Source organism: Acinetobacter haemolyticus (genome assembly GCF_900406815.1).
Classification (GTDB): Bacteria; Pseudomonadota; Gammaproteobacteria; order Pseudomonadales; family Moraxellaceae; genus Acinetobacter; species Acinetobacter haemolyticus_A.
Map to the genome: position 1 here is coordinate 126,612 of NZ_OVCN01000007.1, position 20,992 is coordinate 147,603.

Below are 20,992 nucleotides of genomic sequence, written 5' to 3' on the forward strand. Positions count from 1 at the left end.
TCAAATCATCTTGGGGAAAATGACAATGCAACCATCTCATTTAAAAACAATTACATCCATAGCCTTAACCAGCTTATTGGTTTTATGTTCTGGTCAAATATATGCTCAACAATATTATAAATGGGTTGATGCAAAGGGTTCGACCCATTACACCACTACTCTACCACCTAAAGGGGCAAAACGCTTAGATAAAGTTTCGACTTATGGATCAAATAACAATCAGAACAATCCCAATTCTTCCACACAAAATCAACAAACACCCCCTCAGCACACCACGACATCGAATACAAATCATCCTCAACAAGAAAGTACGCCTATAGATGAAACGTACCAACCACAAAATATACAAATAGCAGAAGCAACAGTAGAAAGATAATTTAAAAGTTTATGGGGAGTGTCCGAGACATTCTCCTCACTTATATCGAATAAAAACACCGCTAAAAACTGACATCTCCCCCTATTTTGCGCTATGCTGTGCGGCAATCTTAACTTTACTTTTTTGTTGTATCGCATATCCCTATGACGACTTCTCACATTGACTCCGAATATCAAGCAAGTGCCATTGAGCCTCAAGTTCAACAAGACTGGGACAATCGCAAAGTTTTTAAAGTTGCAGACACTGTAGAGGGCAAACATCGCTATATCCTATCGATGTTCCCCTACCCAAGTGGCAAGCTGCATATGGGGCATGTGCGTAACTACACCATTGGTGACGTGATTAGCCGTTTTTATCGTTTAAAAGGCGAGACGGTATTACAACCGATGGGTTGGGATGCATTTGGTTTACCTGCTGAAAATGCAGCGATCGCACACCAGGTTGCCCCAGCAAAATGGACCTTTGAAAATATCGCATATATGCGTGACCAATTAAAAAAATTAGGCTTATCTGTCGATTGGGATCGTGAGTTTGCGACGTGTACACCAGAGTACTATCACTGGGAACAATGGTTATTTGTTCAGCTTTATAAGAAAGGCTTGATCTACCGTAAGCTTTCAACCGTAAACTGGGATCCTGTTGACCAAACCGTTTTAGCCAATGAACAAGTTGAAAATGGTCGTGGTTGGCGTTCTGGTGCATTGGTAGAAAAACGTGATATTCCAATGTATTACTTCCGCATCACCGACTATGCACAAGAGTTATTAGACGATTTAGATACATTAAAAGATGGTTGGCCCCAACAAGTATTGACCATGCAACGTAACTGGATCGGCCGTTCTACGGGGATGGAAATCACTTTCCCTTCTGCAAATACAGAAATTTATGCTGACGGTTTAACGGTTTATACCACTCGCGCTGATACCTTAATGGGTGCGACCTATGTTGCTGTTGCGGCTGAACATCCAATGGCGCTGAAAGCTGCTGAAAATAATCCTGAATTGGCTGCATTCATTGAAGAATGTCGCATGGGATCGGTTGCCGAAGCTGATTTAGCCACTGCTGAAAAGAAAGGCATGGCAACAGGCTTGTTTGTAAAACACCCTGTAACTGGTGAAGATCTTCCTGTCTGGATCGCAAACTACGTATTGATGTCGTATGGTTCAGGTGCTGTGATGGCCGTTCCAGCACATGACGAACGTGACTTTGAGTTCGCCAATAAGTTTAATTTAGCAATTAAGCAAGTGATTGATGCCAAGAGCGCTGACGATGCAGATTACTCTGCAACTGAATGGCAAGAATGGTATGGCTCTAAAGAAGGTAAACTCGTGAACTCAGGGGAGTTCGACGGTTTAGATTTCCAAGCTGCGTTTGATGCTTTCCTTGCAAAATTAGAACCACAAAATTTAGCAAATGCTAAGGTTCAATTCCGTTTACGTGACTGGGGTGTATCTCGTCAACGTTACTGGGGTTGTCCAATTCCAATGATCAACTGCAACACTTGTGGTCAAGTCCCAGTGCCAGAAGATCAATTGCCAGTGGTATTACCAACTGATGTGGTGCCAGATGGTTCTGGTAACCCATTAAATAAAATGCCTGAATTCTACGAAACAAAATGTCCAAACTGTGGCGGCGATGCACGTCGTGAAACAGATACATTGGATACTTTCGTAGAATCATCTTGGTACTATGCACGTTATGCTTCTCCTGATTTCACAGGCGGTATGGTTAAACCAGAAGCTGCCCAAAACTGGCTTCCTGTAAACCAATACATCGGTGGTGTAGAGCATGCAATTCTACATTTACTTTATGCACGCTTCTTTCATAAGTTAATGCGTGATGAAGGTGTAGTTCAAGGCAATGAACCATTTACCAACTTGCTCACTCAAGGCATGGTGTTGGCAGATACCTTCTATCGTGAAGCTGAGAATGGCAAAAAGACTTGGTTTAATCCTTCGGATATCGAATTAGAACGCGATGAAAAAGGTCGTATCCTTTCTGCGAAATACTCAGGTGATGGTCAAGAAGTTGTGATCGGTGGACAAGAAAAAATGTCCAAGTCGAAAAACAACGGGATCGACCCACAAGCCATTATTGACCAGTACGGCGCAGATACAGCGCGTGTATTCATGATGTTTGCTGCACCACCTGATCAATCATTAGAATGGTCTGATGCGGGTGTGGAAGGTGCGAACCGCTTCTTGAAACGTGTATGGCGTTTGGCTGCTGGCTTCTTGGAAACAGGCAATCAAACCACAGCTATTGATACTGCAAACTTGTCGAAAGATGCGCAAGACTTACGTCGTAAAACCCATGAAACCATCCAAAAAGTGGGTGATGACATCGAACGTCGTCATGCATTCAATACGGCAATTGCAGCGTTGATGGAGTTGCTGAATGCAACTAACAAGTTTGAAGCGAAAGATGATAACGATGCTGCTGTTGCACGTGAAGCAATTACCACGTTATTGATTTTACTTGCGCCATTTGCACCACACTTGAGCCAAACATTGTTGACTAAGTTTGGAATGGATTTAACTACGGTTGAATTCCCGCAAGTGGATGAGTCTGCATTAACACGTAACACGCAAACGATTGTTGTACAAGTGAATGGTAAACTCCGTGGTAAATTAGATGTCGCTGTCGATATTTCAAAAGATGATTTATTGGCTTTGGCAAAAGCTTTACCAGAAGTTCAACAATTCTTGACAGGTCCAACCAAGAAAGAGATTGTTGTACCGAATAAATTGGTTAATTTGGTGGTTTAAAAGCTTATCAGCCTCCCTTTAAAGAGGGATTGCTATTCAGGAGAGGGATTTTATAGAAAAAATCCCCCCTAGCTCCTCTTTAAACAGAGGGGAATTAAAAGTAATAAACAAAACCTCATCAAAGCCCGCTGTCATTCAACGGGCTTTGATTCTAAAATGTGGGCAATTTATCAAGATTAAATTTTCCAAATTTGATGGAATCTCATAAGGACAAAGCATGCATTTAGTTCAACGTTTCGCTGCGATTGTTTTAACTTTAGGTCTAAGTGCAGGCTTAGTCGGCTGCGGTTTTCATTTAAAAGGCAACAATCCAGCTGCAACACCATTGGTGTATAACAAGCTAACTTTAGTCTTGCCTGACAATACCGATGAACTTGAAAACCGTTTAAGTATTTATTTAACGGCTACAGGTGTACAGCTCAGCAACTCTAATGATGCTTATGTGCTGCGGGTATTGGAGTATACCCCTCGCCGCCAACTTCTCAACGGTAAATTAACGGAGGTCTTGCTTCGTTTAACGGTGACTTTCCAGATTGAAGATCGTCAAGGGAACAAAATTACTGAGCCTCGTACTTTAACTGCATCACGCACCTACCAATACGATGTAGCAACAGTAAACACTGATAACCAGCAAGAAGCATATCTTAATCGTATTGTGATTGATGATGTCGCTCAGCAAGTGACTCGTCAAATTGCAGCGAACCGTCTTCCTAAAGCTCATTCTTAATTCTGATTTATGAAACTCGATTATGTTCAAGCTTTAAAACGTGTTGCAGAAGCTCGCGGTGCATGGATTATGCATGGTCAAGAGCCTTTGCTTGAACAGAATCTACTGGACGCGTTTCGCAAAAGCTGGCAGCAACAAGAAGTTGAGCGACAACGCTATGACATTAGTAGTGCCAACGATTGGAAAAATGTTTTTAATGCGCTGAATAGTTTATCTTTATTCTCGCAACAACTTGCCATCGAAGTACATGGCAATGTTAAACCTGACGCCAATGGCATAAAGCAGCTCAAGAGTTATATCCAACATAATGAACATAACTTGTTGTTGATTGTTTTACCGAAACAGGACAGTAGCAGTTTAAAATCAGCTTTTTTCCAAGTGGTAGAAGCAAATGGTGTGGTTGTTCCACTCACTGCAAATTATCCTCAAGACCGTCAACGCATCTTAACGATTGAAGCAGAAAAGCTTGGCATTCAACTCAATAATGATGCATGGCAATGGTTGATGCAGCATCATGAACATAACCTGCTCGCAGCAAAAAATAGCTTGATGCGTGTCGCTGATACCTTTCCTGATATTCAACAGATTCAGATCGAACAGCTCTATGCATGTTTGCAAGATCAATCGCGCTACACCACGTATGATTTAAGTGATGCGCTATTGGCAGGAAATCTGGCTCAGTCGGTCAAAATCTATCAATATCTGATCGCCGCTGGTGAACCCGATAGCCTCATTCTTTGGACACTAAGTAAAGAAATGCGTTTGTTGATGCAGTTATTTGAACAACCGCATAATGCATTACAACTCGGTATTTGGAAAACCAAAGTCTCACAGTATCAACAAGCATTGCGTCGATTAAATCCAAGACAGTTTTTAACGTGGTCAGATTTATTATTGCGTATTGATGCTGCAATTAAAGGAATGTCTCAAGAGAACTCAGAGCATTTAATGTTGCAAGCCATTAGTGAACTGTGTGGACGCACATTATTTACCCCATCCATCTAAGCCACGATTAAAATAGAGAATAATTCTCATTTTAGATTAAAAATATTCACGCTTTATCCTTATTTCACTTTTATACTAAATAAAATTTTTAACTTTGCGCTCTTCCCATGCCAAAAATGATTTCTAAAAAGATGAAACCTGTAAAAACAATCATCATTGTGGTCTGTATTATTGTGATTGCTTTATTAAGCTGGCTCATGTTAAAGCCTAAAACAGAAACGCCACAATACATCACTGCAGAAGTAGGACGCGGTGATATTGAAAATTCGGTTTTAGCAACAGGGATTTTAGAAGCCACCAAAATGGTCAGCGTGGGTGCGCAGGTTTCTGGTCAGGTCAAAAAAATGTATGTGCAACTTGGCGATCAGGTCAAGCAAGGGCAACTCATTGCTCAAATTGACTCGGTACGCCAAGAAAATGAGCTAAAAACAGCGGAAGCTAATATTAAAAATCAACAAGCTCAACTGGCAGTTCAACAAGCCAATCTTGCCAAGGTCGAAGCCGAATATAAACGTCAACAGACCATGTTTAGCCAAGATGCCACCTCCCGTGCTGAGCTAGAATCAGCATTGGCAAGTTATAAAACAGCACAAGCTCAAATCGCAGCAATCAATGCCCAAATTGAACAATCTCGTCTAACCCTTGCAACAACTAAAGAGGATTTAGGCTATACCCGCATTGTTGCACCGATGGATGGAACGATCGTAGCGATTGTGACTGAAGAAGGTCAAACAGTGAATGCGAACCAAACTGCACCGACTATTGTCAAACTTGCAACCCTCGATAACATGACGGTTAAAGCGCAAATTTCTGAAGCAGACGTGATGAAAGTGGAGAAAGGCCAAACTGTTTATTTCACGACGCTTGGTAACAGTGAAAAGAAACACTATGCAAAGTTGCGTCAAGTTGAGCCTGCGCCAAATTCAATTAACACTGAAACTTCAAACACTAGCTCTTCATCCTCATCGAACTCTGCCGTCTATTACAATGCGCTGTTTGATGTACCAAATGAGGATGGCAAATTACGTATCGACATGACTGCACAGGTTTACATCGTTTTGGCAGAAGCTAAAAATGTACTGACGATTCCTGCGGCAGCGGTACAAAGTAGCAAACGCCCTGCTCGTAAAGATCGTGCTGCGCCTGCATCAAATAATGAAACAGAACAGCGTCCGAATAACCGACTTGAGCTAAGTCCAGAACAACGCCAATTGGTCGCTGAAGGAAAAGCCAGTATCGCAAGTGTACGTGTCATCCAAACAGATGGTTCTGCCAAAGCACAACCGATCTTGGTGGGCTTAAACAACCGAGTCACAGTTGAAGTGATCAAGGGGCTTAAACAAGGTGACCAAGTGATCATCGCTGATGGTTCGGATAACTCAAATGATGCGGCCAAACGTAGCAGTCAACGTGCGTTGAGAATGTAATATGACGCAAAATCAAATTCATTCAACACAACCACTGCTCGAAGTCAGCAATCTGACCCGTGAATTTCCCGCTGGGGAAACCACGGTCCAAATTCTTAAGGGCATCAATCTAAAGATTTATGCAGGTGAGTTGGTTGCGATCGTTGGTCAATCAGGATCAGGTAAATCAACTTTAATGAATATCCTCGGTTGTTTAGATAAACCGACTGAGGGAAGTTATTTGGTCAATGGTCGTGAAACACGCCAGCTTGAACCAGATGAACTTGCGCAATTACGCCGTGAATACTTTGGATTTATTTTCCAGCGTTATCATTTATTGGGTGATCTGAGTGCATCGGGTAATGTCGAAGTTCCTGCAATTTATGCAGGTGTAGATAGCGATTTACGCCAAGAACGTTCCGCAGAGCTGTTGTCTGAACTTGGACTAGGAGAACGTTTACATCATCGGCCAAGCCAGCTTTCAGGCGGTCAACAGCAACGTGTATCGATTGCACGTGCTTTGATGAATGGTGGTGACGTTATTTTGGCAGATGAGCCGACAGGTGCATTGGACAAAAATAGTGGTATTGAAGTCATGCGAATTTTGCGTGAACTCAATGCCAAAGGTCATACTATTATCTTGGTGACCCATGATCTGAATGTTGCCAAAAATGCAACGCGTATTATCGAAATCAGTGACGGTAATATTATTTCGGATCGTGCCAATACGCCTGAAAATGCTGATCCAGACCTTGAACATCAACCGTTACAACGGGAGCCACAAAAGAAAACTTCTGTTTGGCGTTCTTTCTTTGATCGTCTCGGCGAAGCGTTCCGTATGGCGCTCTTGGCAATGAATGCTCATCGCATGCGAACCTTTTTAACCATGCTTGGGATTATCATCGGGATTGCATCTGTCGTCTCCGTAGTCGCGCTCGGGAATGGTTCGCAGAAACAAATTCTAGAAAATATCAGCAGTCTCGGAACCAACACCATCACGGTCTATCAAGGTCGTGGGTTTGGTGATACATCAAGGGCCTCCCAAGTCAAAACCTTGGTTCCTGCGGATGCTGATGCATTAGCTGAACAGCCTTATGTCGACGGGGTCAGTCCATCTGCAAACACCAGTGTAACGTTACGTTTTAAAGATACCGAAGCTTCCGCAACCGTAAATGGTGTGAGTGAAGACTTTTTCTATGTGCGAGGCATGACCTTCAAATCGGGACAGCCTTTTGACAAAGCAGGCGTCACTCAACGTGCACAGGATGTGGTGATTGATGCCAATACTGAGAAAACTTTTTTTGCTGACGGTACCAATCCTGTAGGTCAAGTCATTCTATTGGGAAGTGTTCCAAGCCGAATTATTGGTGTCATTGAGGCTGAAAAAGGCTTTATGGGAAATTCCGACAGTTTGAATGTCTATCTTCCCTACTCCACTGTGATGAGCCGTATGTTGGGGCAATCCAATGTTCGTAGCATCATCGTGCGTATTAAAGATGAATATCCAAGTACAGCGGCTGAAAATGCCATTCTGACTTTGCTTGAACAACGTCACGGCGCGCAAGATGTCTTTACTCAAAACTCAGACAGTATTCGTGAAACCATTCAACAAACCACAGCCACGATGACTTTACTGATCTCAGCGATTGCCGTCATTTCTCTGGTCGTAGGTGGGATTGGCGTGATGAATATTATGCTGGTTTCGGTGACTGAACGAACCCAAGAAATTGGGGTACGTATGGCGGTCGGCGCAAGACAAAGCGATATTTTGCAGCAGTTTTTGATCGAAGCGATCTTGGTCTGTCTGTTAGGTGGCGTTCTTGGTGTCCTGCTCTCTTTAGGCATTGGTCAAGTCATCGGGCATTTTGCCAAAGGCGTGATTGAAATGAGTTACTCAACCACTTCAATTGTTGCTGCCTTTGTATGCTCAAGTTTAATTGGTATCGTTTTTGGTTTCTTACCAGCACGAAATGCAGCACAACTCGATCCGGTTGCTGCTTTAGCAAGAGAATAATAGCGAAAAAATCTATCCCAGAAATATGATACACGTGAACGTCATCCGCAACCTGCGTGGTATCAACAAAATATTATTTCTGCGATAGATTAAGATAATTGAAAAAATATGACAGGTTTTGCGGATGACAATGGTTTTGCCTACTTTTCCCGAAAGAAAAGTAGGTCGAGCCGAAGGCTTAACCTGAAAAGGGATGAGAATTCGATAAGACTCCGTCTCGATAATCATGCTCTTTCAAATTATTAAAGGAATGACAAACAATGTTATTCAAACCACATAAAATCGCTCTTGCACTTTGTCTCAGCACTTCCTTAGCTGGCTGTTCTGCTGTGGTGAAAACACCCTATAACGCACCAACAGTCCAAGTACCACAACAGTTTCAGCACGATGTACAAAAAAGACAAAATATAAAACTGACTGATCAATGGTGGACATTATTTAATGATGCTCAACTCAATCAATTAGTTGAACAGGTTTTAGCAAAAAATACAGATCTTGCTGTTGCAGGTATCGCCTTGAAACAAGCTCGTTTACAAGCAGGCTTGGCTGAAAATCAACAAGGTATTCGAACCAGCTCTAGCGTTTCTACGGGTCACAACTATGATCTCCGTTCAGGAAATGGTAGTGATCGCGGTTTATCAACCAGTGTTGGCGTGAGTTATGAGTTAGATTTATTTGGAAAACTTGCCAATCAAACTGAGGCAAGTCGTTGGGAGGCATTGGCAAGTGAACAAGACCTCCAAGCAACAGCACAAAGTTTGGTGGCCACCACGGCCAAACTCTACTGGCAACTGGGTTATTTAAACGAGCGTTATAACACCATCCAACAAAATTTGGCTTCTACGCAAAAAATATATGAATTGGTTCAATCTCAATACCGAGCAGGCGCAGTTTCGGGTTTAGACCTTACTCAAGCAGAGCAATCGGTACAAAGCCAAAAAGCCAGTTTGAGCCAAATCGAACAACAACGTGTTGAGGCACGCACTGCCATTGCGGTATTGCTTCATCAACCTATTCAACAACTGAATATTCAAGAGCCAGCGCAATTACCTCAAAGTGCATTGCCTAATATTGCCGTTGGATTGCCCGCCGAGATTTTATCTCGTCGCCCTGATTTACAAGCATCTGAACTGCGTTTACGCAAAACCCTTGCCAATAAAGATGCCACCAAAGCCAGTTATTACCCTTCGATTAATTTGACAGGTAATTTAGGTGCATCGAGTACCTCTTTAACGCAACTCTTGCAAAATCCGGCCTTAACTTTGGGCGCAAGTTTAAGTCTTCCCTTTCTACAATATAACGACATGAAGAAAGATCTTGCGATCAGCGATCTGGAATATGAAAAAGCAATTATTCAATATCGCCAGACGCTATATCAGGCTTTTGCAGATGTAGAGAATGCTTTATCCAATCGAACTCAGCTTGATCAACAAGTGCAATTGCAACAACGTAATCTAGAGCTAGCGGATAAAACAGAGCGATTAACGGAGGTTCGTTATCGTAATGGTGCGATCGCTTTGAAGAATTTACTGGATGCTCAAGCGACTACCCGTAACGCACGACTCAGTTTGGTTGAAACCAAACAGAATCAGTACAATGCCTATGTAACCTTGATGCAGGCATTGGGTGGAAGTCCGATCAAACAATAGTCTGTTTAGACTATTGTTTTAATTCTGCTTGGTCGTCCGCATTTGTATTGGTATGAATCAACTGAGAGGATTTCACTTTATCTTGTGCATCAAATACAACTTCATATGAAAGCTGTTGACCGCTAAAGTAGATCTCAGTTGGTGAACCAATAATTTCCCATAGACCAATCGTGGCGATATCAGCAGTGGTATGCCACAGTGTGCGACTGATTCTTGCAGCCTTTGAATAGCCCTGTTGGAAGGTATAAATTTCTTTTCGCTCACCATCAATGGTTTCTGAAGTAATCGGTGCACCAAATTCAGCAATCACTGCATTACGTGGTTTACCAATATCTATAACTGTTAAATTTTTTTTACTTGGCAAATTGCTTGCCATAATTGCAGCGCAACCCTGTAGCGTAAGTAGCATCGCTAAACCAAATATAATTACAATTTTTTTCACGTTATGATGCCCTTCCCCGAAGCGTTAAAATAATATGTTTATCGACACTCAATTTAAAAATTTTCGATTAAACAAAAAACCAGCATTAATTATCATATAAAGTAGGAGATGACAAACGATTATTATACTTGTTGATATATTTTCAATAGATCGCTCATTGTCGAATTAAATATAAGATCAAAGTTTAATAAAGTGATGTTGTCCAGAGCTTTTGTGTTGACCTAAATATTGCTGTTTTATATGCTGAGTAAAATAAGATAAAAAATCCAAGTAGTTATATGGCAGAAGAGTCGTATAACTTTTATTAAGTGCTTTGAGAGACATATGACACTATCGGATACGTTAATAATCCTTGCAACAGCGCTGAGTCCTCTCATTGCAGTGCAAGTAACCCAATTCCTAGCAACTAAAAGAGAGATCCGAGATCGCAAGCTTTGGATATTCAAAACGCTTATGGCGACACGCGCGCAATCGCTATCCTCACTGCATGTTGAAGCACTAAATAGGATTGACCTCGAATTTTCACCTAAAATCAAGAAGGAGAAAGCTGTACTTGATGTTTGGTCATATTACCTAGACCATATGAGTAGTAGCATGGTGTCATTAGAAGCATGGGAGAATCGTCGTGTCGACTTGCTGATCGATCTCTTGTATGCGATGGGGATAGCAGTCGGATACAATTTCAATAAAACACAGATAAAAAATGCAATTTACAACCCCGTTGCGCATGAACGCATGGATAGGGAAAATGAACAAATAAGACAGCGATTGTTAGAGGTCTTAGGAGGAGACAGATCGCTACCAATGCACATCACCTCATTCTCTCCTCCCCAAAAAAATGACAATTCGTCAAGCACCTGACTTTGGTTTTAGACTCTTTAGAATTACTATCCTCTAAAAAATAAAGCCGCTATCAAAGCGGCTTTATCAAATAAATTAGATTAATCTAATTATTCATCATCCATCATCGACTGGCTCATACCTACAGTATTAAAACCGCCATCAACATACAAAATTTCACCCGTAATACCTGAAGCCCACGGTGAGCAAAGGAACAATGCAGCATTACCCACTTCTTCAATCGTTACATTACGTTGTAATGGAGCGATCTTTTCATTGGCATCTAACATTTTACGGAATGACTTAATTCCTGAAGCAGCCAAAGTACGGATTGGACCCGCAGAGATCGCATTCACACGAATCCCCTCTTTACCCAAGCTCAATGCTAAATAACGAACACCCGCTTCCAAAGATGCTTTTGCCATACCCATTACGTTATAGTTTGGCATCACACGCTCCGAACCTTGATAAGTCAAGGTCAATAAACAACCTTGACGCGCTTGTAATAAAGGCTTCGCTGCACGAGCCATCGCAACAAAACTATAAGCACTGATGTCATGCGCGATTTTAAAACCGTCACGGTCTGTCACGTCTGTAAAATCACCATCAAGTGTATGTGCTGGTGCGAAACCAATTGAATGCACCACACCATCTAAACCATCCCAATGTTTTGCAAGTTCGACAAAGGCATTATCAATTTCTTCATCTACTGCCACATCACAAGGAAAAACCAAGTTTGAGCCAAATTGTGCTGCAAAATCATCAACACGTTTCTTTAACTTTTCATTTGGATAAGTAAACGCTAACTCCGCACCTTCACGATGTAAAGCTGCAGCAATACCGTAAGCAATTGATAATTTGCTAGCAATCCCAGCAATTAAAAAACGTTTACCAGTTAAAAGTCCTTGTGACATCTTATTCTCACTCGAAAAATTTTCACCCATGATGCCAATATTCCGTGTTTTTCGGAATTGCATAATGCATCTTTTTTCTCAATCCTACAAAAAAAACACGCTGAAATCGTTTGCATCTACCTCAGTTTAAACATGAAGTCAGATGCATAAAACGATTCAGCGTGTTTAGTTGAAGTCGATAAAACAGCTCGAATCTATGATTATTTCTGAATTAAGCTCAATAAGCGCATGAACGAATAATACATCCAAACCAAAGTTGCCAATAACGCGATACTACATACCCACTCAAAGTTTTTAGGTGCATTTTGAGCAGCAGCATTTTCTATTAAATCAAAATCTAAAATAAGATTTAAAGATGCAATTACCGCAACAAAAGCAGCAAAACCGATCCCTAACCAATTGCTTTCAAAGATATAAGGAATAGTCGAACCAAGTGCGAAACTTAAAAAAATCTGTGCGACGAACACCAATGCAATCGCAATCGAAGCTGAAATCACAACTGCCTTAAACTTCTCTGTGGCACGAATCACTTGGAATTTATACAAAGCAAATAGAACCAAAGTAGTCACAAACGTTGCCAGTAAAGCTTGTAATGGCACACCAGGAAATTTCACTTGGAAAATGAAAGACACACCACCTAAAAATGCACCCTCAAATAAAGCAAAAGGAATTGCCAGAGCTGGGGCTGTATTTGGTTTAAACGTAGTAATTAAACCCAGTGCAAGACTACCAATAATACCGACAATGGTCGCTGCATAAGCAATTGAAAAATTAGCAGTTATCGCACAGTATAAAAATAATGCAATGCCTAATGCCGCTGCAATCACGGTTAATAGCACAGACTTCTGAATGGCCCCTTGGATGGTCATGGGCTCGGCTACATTACTATAGGTTTCAACACGGGTTAAAATAGGATTATCGCTTTGCATGTCTGCTCTCTTTTTATAGTTAACGAAATGAAAATGTGAGTGTAAGCGATTTTGCAGTTTAGCCCAATATTTTTTTACACTCGATAAAAAAGGAGCCTAACTAAGCTCCTTTCCTCAATAATAATGATCTGTTCTTTTTTAAGAAGATCATGAACACCGTGATTACTTATTACTATTCATAATAAAGAAATATTCACGGTAATATTTTAACTCTGCAATTGAATCGCGGATGTCATCCATCGCCAAATGTGACGCATTTTTCTTTAAGCCACTCATAATTTCAGGTCTCCAGCGTTTAGCTAACTCTTTCACTGAAGATACATCTAAGTTTCGATAATGGAAAAATTGCTCTAACTCAGGCATTAAACGATGCAAGAAGCGACGGTCTTGGCAGATCGAGTTTCCACACATTGGCGATGATTTTGGATTGACCCATTTCTTTAAGAATTCTAATGTCTGCTGTTCCGCATCTTGTGCAGTCAATTTACTGCGACGCACACGCTCAATCAAACCAGACTGGCCATGCTGTTTGGTATTCCATTCGTCCATTGCATTTAAAATCAAATCAGACTGGTGTACGGCTAAAACAGGACCCTCAGCTAAGATATTAAGATTGTCATCTGTAATAATTGTCGCAATTTCAATAATCTTGTCGTTATCGGTATCAAGACCTGTCATTTCAAGGTCGATCCAAATCAATCGTGTATCAGGGGTGCTGCTCATGGATGGCGATTCTAATGTGCTTAAAAACATCAATAGTAGCAAATTAATTACATCTTGGCTGTAATTCTATAGCGGCTTCGTGCTATTTTTGCGGTCTTGAAAGTGTGGATTTTTTGGGACATGAATGGCTTTAATTCGTAAGCGTCGATTAACTGAACAGCAGCAACGTCGTATTGAGAAACAACATAAGTCTCGTCAAGATGACATTGATACATCGCAAGATTTAGATGGACTGGTGGTTCAGCATTATGGTCGTCAACTCGAAGTACAAGCTTTGTCTGTACCCGCACAACATCCCGAAAAACCTCATGTTGCAGACGGTGAACCAGAACCGTTTTGGAAACCGATTGAATTAGACAGTATTTGGCGGTGCCATACCCGTACCAACTTGGAGTTGTTGGTGACGGGTGACCGTGTCAAATGGCAAGCAGATCCAAATACAGGGCTTGGTATTATCACCGCGATTTACCCTCGGCAATCATTACTCACGCGTCCAGATCGTTATCATAAGGTCAAACCCGTAGCTGCCAATATCAGTCTGATCGTGATTGTATTTGCACCCCTACCTGAACCTGCACCGACGTTAATTGATCGCTATTTGGTCGCGTGTGCAGATGCCAATATTCCAGCTTTATTGGTGCTGAATAAATCTGATCTGCTCACAGAGAATGATCCGATTTTAACTTTACTCAGCGAATATGAAGCTTTGGGCTATGAAAGTTTGATTTGCCAATCACAAGGTGATTTGTCTGCCCTGGCTGCACGACTGGATAATGAAACGGTGGCTTTTGTAGGTCAATCAGGCGTAGGTAAAAGCTCATTGATTAATACCATTGTTCCTGACGCTGCACAGAAAACCAATGTCATCTCTGAAAACTCGGCATTGGGACAACATACCACCACCTCAACCCGTTTGATTAAATTTGGAACAAACGGTGCATTGATCGATTCTCCGGGAATCCGTGAGTTTGGACTATGGCATCTGAGTTTGGAAAAAGTGCGTACAGGTTTTCCAGAAATTGAGGCGCATTTAGGACTGTGTCAATTTCGCAATTGTACCCATACCCACGAGAAGAATTGTGCGTTGAAACAAGCGGTTGAAGCGGGTGAAATTTTGCCTCGTCGTTTAGAGAGTTATTTACGACTGAACGATGAAATCCAAGAAGCCCAACAAAAAAATTAATATTAATTAGAACTTGCCCTTGAACTAAGGTTTTTGATCACCATTGAGATAAGTTATACTCAGTGGCAATTTTTGATTTCTAACTTTAGGTGACTTGTGGAACGTTGGTTTGAGTTTATGGGGAATCACCCCTTCTTGTTTGGCACACTTGGGGTGTTAATCATCTTGTTCTTTGTTTTAGAAGGACAACGCAATGGTCGTAAAATTTCACCACAATCTTTAGGTATTTTGGTCAAAGCAAAAAATGCCATGCTGATTGATCTTCGTGATGCTAAAGATTTCCGTGAAGGCCACATTAGTGGTAGCCGTAACATTTCTTATAGCCAAATCACCAGTCACATAGATGAATTAAAAGCCAGTGACCGTCCATTGGTCTTTATTTGTAACTTAGGGCAAGTTGCAGGCACCGCTTTACAAAAAGTGGGTCATGCAGACAGTTACCGCTTAGACGGCGGAATCAGCAACTGGAAAGCACAAGGCTTGCCATTAGTGAAAGGTAAAACCAAAACTTAAGGAGAGAAAAAATGACAACTCCAAACGTCACGATTTATTCAACACTTTCTTGTCCATATTGTGTCCGCGCAAAACAATTGCTGGAACGTAAAGGTGTTGCTTATAAAGAAATTAATCTTTCCAATGAAGCACCCGAAGTTCGTATTGAATTAATGCAACGTACTAACCATCGTACCGTGCCACAAATTTTTATCAAAGACCAATTTATCGGTGGTTTTGATCAACTTTATGCTTTAGAGCGTGAAGGTAAACTCGACCAATTATTAGCTTAACAACACATCCGAGATTTAAGGAAAAACAATGAGCGAAGAACAAGTTCAACCACAACTCGCGTTAGAACGTATCTACACTAAAGATATTTCTTTTGAAGTTCCAGGTGCGCAAGTATTTACTAAACAATGGCAGCCTGAACTCAACATCAATTTATCTTCTGCTGCAGAAAAAATTGATCCAACACATTATGAAGTGTCTTTGAAAGTTGTGGTTCAAGCGAACAACGAAAATGAAACTGCATTCATCGTTGATGTAACTCAATCAGGTATTTTCTTAATTGACGGTGTAGAAGAAGAACGTCTTCCGTACATTCTAGGTGCTTACTGCCCTAACATTCTGTTTCCATTCTTACGTGAAGCAGTAAATGATTTAGTGACAAAAGGCAGCTTCCCACAATTGCTCCTTACACCGATTAACTTCGATGCTGAATTTGAAGCAAACATGCAACGCCTACAAGCAAATGCTGATGCAGAAGGTCAAGCTTAATCAAATTTAGGCTTAACTTAACAAAGGGACTGATTTTTCAGTCCCTTTTTATATTCACGCAACAATCGTTCTAAAGGTTAAGTTAATTCGTGCAGTACTGACTTTTTTAGTGGGTGGTAAACGATGTAACCAATGCGTCTGCGTCATATCTTTCATGACCAATAAGCTGCCATGCTCTAAATACAACTCCACCTTTTCTTTACTGCGTTTATGTTTAAACGCGAATTTTCGTTCTGCACCAAAGCTTACAGATGCAATTGCACCATCTCTTTTTAAATCCGTTTCAGCATCGCTATGCCATGCCATCCCTTCATCACCACTATGATAAAGATTGAGCAAACACGAGTTAAATGTTTCACCCGTTAGCTGTTCAGCCAATTGTTTTAATTCAACTAATTCCTTTGTCCACGGCAATGCATATTTATTCATGTTGGAATAGGTATATTCAAAACGACGATCACCATACCAAGCCACTTTACGTTTAGTAGTTAACAGTTTGCCAAAGATTAGTGCTTGATCATTTTCCCATGCAATGGTTTGCATCAGTTGATCAAAATAATGATCTGCCGCTGCTGTGTGCATTACTTTGCCATAATATTGTACCGTGCCATCATAAGGTAAATAGTTCTGCTCTGGATCCGCTTCAATATCAAATAATTGCATTTTTCCACTTCTTATAGGCTTGCTGCATACAATGTCCACAAGGTCGATAGCCCTGCTTTAAAGCTTCATCCTCATTCACAAAAAAGACTCGATTTTTTTTCATCATGCGCTTCCCAGAATGACAAGTCAAAGTGCCATAGATTTTTAGCTGAGCATTGCCTGCGAACTGAATCTCTTGCTGCTTCAGTTTCTGATGCAACTCAGTCTGAGTTAATTCATCATGTCGCCACATGAGATGAACTTACCGCATCATGGAAAATAATGCCCAAGCTATAACGTTTACCTTGCTGAATAGGACTGACACCGTGCTTGATATTAGCCCGATAATAACCGTGACTACCTTTTTCAGGCTTAAATTGCGTGGTGAAAATAACTAAGTCGCCTTGCTGAGGTTGTATGACTATAGCCTTGGACTGTGCCCTTGGATTTTGTTGGGTTAAAACAAATTCCCCCCCAGTAAAATCAACATTCGGCTGACTCAGTACAATGACAAGTTGCAGAGGAAAATAGACTTCTCCATATAAGTCCTGATGCAAGGTATTAAATCCCCCTTGCTCATATTTCAAAATCAGGGGTGTTGCCAGCATTTGTCCATGTTGCTGACATTGCTGTAAAAATTCAGGGTGTGTAGATGGAAACATGCGTTCCATCCTAAGTACCTGAAACCATGCATTGGCAATGGGTGCCAAATAAGGATAGACCTCATGTCGTATCCGCTCAATTAAACTCGGCAGTGGATAAGTAAAGTATTTATACTCACCCAAGCCGAAACGATAACGCTGCATCTCAACAGTTTTACGATAGAGATCAGGTTGCGGATAGAGTTGTTGTAATTGTTCACACTGTTGCGCAGAAAGTACTTGCCTGATCAGGGCAAAACCATGCTGATGGATCTGCTCAGTGATTTCCTCCCAATCGGCGGTCTGGATTTTATCGACCGCCATTTGGATACGTGCTTGTTCAATTTGTTGCATGTGTTTGCACACCTTCCCAGCCGATGATCGCGGTTTTACGGACACTCCCCCATTCATAGCCACCCAATAGGCCACTTGACTGAATCACCCGATGGCATGGAATCAGAAATGCCACGGGATTACTGCCAATTGCACTACCCACGGCGCGTGCCGCTTTGGGATGTTGAATAGTTCTGGCAAGCTCACCATAAGTCGCGAGTTGTCCCATCGGAATTTTGAGCAGACTTTGCCAAACCTTGAGCTGAAACTCTGTGCCCTTCAAATGCAGTTTAATCTCAGCTAATTGCTGTTGACCTTTTTGAAATAAAGCCAAAGCACTTTGTTGAAACATATCTGCTTGCTCAATAAACAATGCTTGAGGAAATTGTGCTGTTAACTGTGCTAAAGCATCAACTCGATGATCAACAAAACTTAATGCACAAATTCCTTTATGCGTGGATGCAATTAATACCTCTCCAAATATGGTGTCTGCAAATTGGTAATGAATTGTCAGACTCTGCCCACCATTCTTATATTCAGCAGGTGTCATGCCTTCAATCTGAATAAATAAATCATGCAAGCGACTGGTACTGGACAATCCCGTTGCAAAAGTGGCATCAAAAATACTACCTTGCTCTTGTTTCAGAATCTGTTTGGCATATTCGACACTAATATACTGTAAAAATTTTTTAGGACTGGTGCCGACCCAATCGGTAAATAAACGCTGAAAATGGGCAGGACTTAAATGAATATGCGCTGCTACTTCATCCAGCTGAGGCTGTTGTTGAAAATTCTGCTGAATATAAGTAATTGCCTGTGCAATCCGGTCATAATTACGTTGCTGTGAGGACATATCATCACCTCTCATCATTCATAATTTTACTTTAGCAACTTTAGTGTGGTGTAGAAATCTGAATCATGCTCAACTGCCCATGTTGTTTTAGCATAAATAAAAAATGCAACGATTTCGTTGCATTTTAATAAAGCGATAAATTCAATATTCTTTATTTTTGCAATAAAGCATCATGGATGGCTTCAACCAATTGTTGTGAGATTTCTTGCTTAGATGCTTTCTCTAACTCACGTTTCTCTAGATGATAGGACTGCGCAAAGAATACGGTCATGGCATTTTCATCAGAAGCAAAACCAATATCAGGACGAGAAACATCGTTACATGCAATCATATCAAGCTTTTTAGCAACTAACTTCCCTGCTGCATATTCTTCAACATTGCGTGTTTCAGCAGCAAAGCCCACCATGAATGGACGTTGTTGTTGCTGTGCAATCGTCGCAACAATATCAGGATTTTTCACCAACGAGACTGCCAGTTCATCACCCGCTTTTTTGATTTTATGCTCAGCTACTTCAGCCACGCGATAATCCGCAACTGCCGCAGTCGCAATAAAGATATCACAGCCTTCTTCAAGCTGATTCATACTGGCATCTAACATTTGCATTGCGGATTTAACGTTAATTCGTTCTACACCATTGGGAGTATCCAAACTGACTGGACCCGCCACCAACGTTACTTTTGCACCCGCCGCATAGCATGCAGCTGCCAAAGCAAAGCCCATTTTACCCGTGCTATGGTTTGAAATATAACGGACAGGGTCAATCGCTTCACGCGTTGGACCAGCAGTAATGGTGACGCGTTTTCCAGCCAACAGACCAAACTTTTCTGCAATCGCACGTTGTGCTTTATGAAAATAAGCAGCGACTTGTCTAGCTAAATCCTCTGGCTCCGGCATACGTCCTAAACCAACATCACCACATGCTTGCTCACCTGCATCGGGCATGATGACATGCACGCCATCTTCAACCAAAGTTTGTAGGTTACGCTGAGTCGCTTTCGCTGCCCACATCTGTTGATTCATTGCAGGTGCAACCCAAACTGGCGCTTTGGTTGCTAAATATAACGTGCTGAGCAAATCATCAGCTAAACCATTTGCAAATTTTGCGATCGTGTCACAACTTGCAGGTGCAACCAATACCAAATCTGCCCAACGAGCCAATTCAATATGCCCCATACCTGCCTCAGCTTCTGTGTCAAGTAGCTCTGTATGTACAGGATTACCTGAAAGTGCCTGAAAGGTTAATGGCGTAATAAAAGCTTGGGCGCCATGTGTCATGACCACACGTACATCAAAACCAAAGTCTTTTAAACGGCGAACCAGAATGGCACTTTTATAGGCAGCAATGCCGCCAGTAACCGCCAATATAATGTTTTTATGAGGAATAACACTAAGATCGAAGCTCACAAACAGATACCTTGCTGTTGCAGTGGCGCTCACAATAGCATTAAATACGATCAGACCCAAGTGATGGGTTTTTAAAAAAGTTATAAACACAATAAAATCAAAGTGAATTTAACAATGAATCAATCCATAAAACATTCCATCAAAGCATGGCCTGAACAAGAACGACCAAGAGAACGTTTATTACTTCAAGGGGCTCAGAGTTTATCCGATGCAGAACTTCTTGCGATTTTTTTACGCTCAGGCTCTAAACAACATTCCGCAGTTGAATTAGCACGTATCCTCATTCAACATTTTGGTGGACTTAATCCTATTTTTGATGCATCGCTGGAGGACTTATCCCAATTCAATGGCATCGCCTCCACTAAATATGCACAGCTCATGGCGGTAAAAGAACTCGGACGGCGTTATTTAAACAATCATTTCCAACAACAACGACTTTGTCTGGATTCCTCTAGTCTTGTACTCGACTATTTACGCTATGAACTGATGGGAGAAAAACAAGAAGTCTTTGCTGTACTGTGTTTGGATGCAGAGTTAAGAAAGTTACATTTCAAGAAATTATTTTTTGGCTCACATCATTCATGTAGTGTCTCATTGAATCAAACGCTACGTTATGTATTACAACAACAAGCCTGCCAAATCGTGGTTGCCCATAATCATCCCTATGGAATCGCTCGCCCCTCAACTGAAGATTTATACCTCACACAACAACTCAAACAAGCGTGCAAATTACTTGAAATCCACCTGATTGATCACTTTATTATTTCCCCAGAAGGCTATTTTTCTTTTTCTGAGCAACAACTACTCAACCCTACTAAAATCAAGCAATCCGAACTTGACAAAGGTTAAAGCAAACGAGAATATCAACAG

General features: G+C 41.3%; 22 protein-coding genes. 13 read left to right on the forward strand and 9 right to left on the reverse strand.

From position 1 onward, the window contains the following. Window positions 1-25: 25 nt before the first annotated feature. The 7 genes from DK207_RS06625 to DK207_RS06655 all read left to right on the forward strand — a co-directional run bounded on the left by DK207_RS06625 (window position 26) and on the right by DK207_RS06655 (window position 9,945). Entirely contained in the window at window positions 26-376 is a 351-nt protein-coding gene (locus DK207_RS06625; protein ID WP_109440493.1) for a DUF4124 domain-containing protein, read from the forward strand. 143 nt (window positions 377-519) lie between these two features. Further along, window positions 520-3,144, forward strand: a complete 2,625-nt coding sequence (gene leuS, locus DK207_RS06630) for a leucine--tRNA ligase (protein WP_109440494.1) — start codon at window positions 520-522, stop codon at window positions 3,142-3,144. 217 nt (window positions 3,145-3,361) lie between these two features. After that, a complete protein-coding gene (lptE, locus tag DK207_RS06635; RefSeq protein WP_109440495.1) occupies window positions 3,362-3,871 on the forward strand; it encodes an LPS assembly lipoprotein LptE in 510 nt (169 codons plus the stop codon). A gap of 9 nt (window positions 3,872-3,880) precedes the next feature. Further along, window positions 3,881-4,876, forward strand: a complete 996-nt coding sequence (gene holA / locus DK207_RS06640) for a DNA polymerase III subunit delta (RefSeq protein WP_109440496.1) — start codon at window positions 3,881-3,883, stop codon at window positions 4,874-4,876. A 107-nt stretch (window positions 4,877-4,983) separates the two neighbouring features. Beyond that, complete coding sequence (locus DK207_RS06645) at window positions 4,984-6,303, forward strand: MacA family efflux pump subunit (RefSeq protein WP_109440497.1); 1,320 nt, start codon at window positions 4,984-4,986, stop codon at window positions 6,301-6,303. Between the two features lies 1 nt (window position 6,304). After that, entirely contained in the window at window positions 6,305-8,296 is a 1,992-nt protein-coding gene (locus DK207_RS06650; RefSeq protein WP_109440498.1) for a MacB family efflux pump subunit, read from the forward strand. Between the two features lie 260 nt (window positions 8,297-8,556). After that, entirely contained in the window at window positions 8,557-9,945 is a 1,389-nt protein-coding gene (locus DK207_RS06655) for an efflux transporter outer membrane subunit (protein WP_109440499.1), read from the forward strand. A 10-nt stretch (window positions 9,946-9,955) separates the two neighbouring features. Here DK207_RS06655 and DK207_RS06660 read toward each other — a convergent pair whose 3' ends face one another. Next, window positions 9,956-10,387, reverse strand: coding sequence for a hypothetical protein (locus DK207_RS06660; RefSeq protein WP_109440500.1), 432 nt, complete (start codon window positions 10,385-10,387; stop codon window positions 9,956-9,958). 324 nt (window positions 10,388-10,711) lie between these two features. Here DK207_RS06660 and DK207_RS06665 point away from each other — a divergent pair, with 324 nt between their 5' ends. Next, window positions 10,712-11,248 (forward strand): DUF6680 family protein, encoded by a 537-nt coding sequence (locus DK207_RS06665; RefSeq protein WP_109440501.1) that lies wholly within the window; start codon window positions 10,712-10,714, stop codon window positions 11,246-11,248. Window positions 11,249-11,337: 89 nt separating this feature from the next. On the opposite strand, the gene DK207_RS06670 is transcribed toward DK207_RS06665, so the two are convergent. The 3 genes from DK207_RS06670 to orn all read right to left on the reverse strand — a co-directional run bounded on the left by DK207_RS06670 (window position 11,338) and on the right by orn (window position 13,793). Continuing rightward, window positions 11,338-12,141 carry an enoyl-ACP reductase FabI gene (locus DK207_RS06670; RefSeq protein WP_109440528.1) on the reverse strand — a complete coding sequence of 268 codons (804 nt, stop codon included), beginning with the start codon at window positions 12,139-12,141 and terminating at the stop codon, window positions 11,338-11,340. A gap of 200 nt (window positions 12,142-12,341) precedes the next feature. After that, window positions 12,342-13,070, reverse strand: coding sequence for a Bax inhibitor-1/YccA family membrane protein (locus tag DK207_RS06675; protein WP_109440502.1), 729 nt, complete (start codon window positions 13,068-13,070; stop codon window positions 12,342-12,344). A gap of 162 nt (window positions 13,071-13,232) precedes the next feature. After that, the gene (orn, locus tag DK207_RS06680; protein ID WP_162540208.1) at window positions 13,233-13,793 is read right to left on the reverse strand and encodes an oligoribonuclease; all 561 of its coding nucleotides are present in this window, start codon (window positions 13,791-13,793) and stop codon (window positions 13,233-13,235) included. Window positions 13,794-13,917: 124 nt separating this feature from the next. On the opposite strand from orn, the gene rsgA reads away from it, so the two are divergent. From rsgA to secB, 4 genes are all read left to right on the forward strand, one after another. Next, window positions 13,918-14,976, forward strand: a complete 1,059-nt coding sequence (gene rsgA / locus DK207_RS06685; RefSeq protein WP_109440504.1) for a ribosome small subunit-dependent GTPase A — start codon at window positions 13,918-13,920, stop codon at window positions 14,974-14,976. A 96-nt stretch (window positions 14,977-15,072) separates the two neighbouring features. After that, entirely contained in the window at window positions 15,073-15,489 is a 417-nt protein-coding gene (locus tag DK207_RS06690; RefSeq protein ID WP_109440505.1) for a rhodanese-like domain-containing protein, read from the forward strand. An 11-nt stretch (window positions 15,490-15,500) separates the two neighbouring features. Beyond that, a complete protein-coding gene (gene grxC, locus DK207_RS06695; protein WP_087545584.1) occupies window positions 15,501-15,761 on the forward strand; it encodes a glutaredoxin 3 in 261 nt (86 codons plus the stop codon). 28 nt (window positions 15,762-15,789) lie between these two features. Next, on the forward strand, window positions 15,790-16,248 hold the full coding sequence (gene secB / locus DK207_RS06700; protein WP_004637874.1) for a protein-export chaperone SecB: 459 nt from the start codon (window positions 15,790-15,792) through the stop codon (window positions 16,246-16,248). A 54-nt stretch (window positions 16,249-16,302) separates the two neighbouring features. On the opposite strand, the gene DK207_RS06705 is transcribed toward secB, so the two are convergent. The 5 genes from DK207_RS06705 to coaBC form a co-directional block, all read right to left on the reverse strand. Then, window positions 16,303-16,911 (reverse strand): alpha-ketoglutarate-dependent dioxygenase AlkB family protein, encoded by a 609-nt coding sequence (locus tag DK207_RS06705; protein WP_109440506.1) that lies wholly within the window; start codon window positions 16,909-16,911, stop codon window positions 16,303-16,305. After that, window positions 16,898-17,143, reverse strand: a complete 246-nt coding sequence (locus DK207_RS06710; protein ID WP_109440507.1) for an Ada metal-binding domain-containing protein — start codon at window positions 17,141-17,143, stop codon at window positions 16,898-16,900. The genes DK207_RS06705 and DK207_RS06710 overlap by 14 nt, the downstream gene beginning before the upstream one ends. Beyond that, window positions 17,130-17,885, reverse strand: coding sequence for a 2OG-Fe(II) oxygenase (locus DK207_RS06715; RefSeq protein WP_109440508.1), 756 nt, complete (start codon window positions 17,883-17,885; stop codon window positions 17,130-17,132). The genes DK207_RS06710 and DK207_RS06715 overlap by 14 nt, the downstream gene beginning before the upstream one ends. Then, on the reverse strand, window positions 17,872-18,717 hold the full coding sequence (locus DK207_RS06720; protein ID WP_109440509.1) for a methylated-DNA--[protein]-cysteine S-methyltransferase: 846 nt from the start codon (window positions 18,715-18,717) through the stop codon (window positions 17,872-17,874). The genes DK207_RS06715 and DK207_RS06720 overlap by 14 nt, the downstream gene beginning before the upstream one ends. 151 nt (window positions 18,718-18,868) lie before the next feature. Next, window positions 18,869-20,122 (reverse strand): bifunctional phosphopantothenoylcysteine decarboxylase/phosphopantothenate--cysteine ligase CoaBC, encoded by a 1,254-nt coding sequence (coaBC, locus tag DK207_RS06725; RefSeq protein WP_109440529.1) that lies wholly within the window; start codon window positions 20,120-20,122, stop codon window positions 18,869-18,871. A 114-nt stretch (window positions 20,123-20,236) separates the two neighbouring features. Between coaBC and radC the strand changes: the two genes are divergently transcribed. Next, complete coding sequence (radC, locus tag DK207_RS06730) at window positions 20,237-20,971, forward strand: RadC family protein (RefSeq protein ID WP_109440510.1); 735 nt, start codon at window positions 20,237-20,239, stop codon at window positions 20,969-20,971. The last annotated feature ends 21 nt before the right edge of the window (window positions 20,972-20,992 follow it).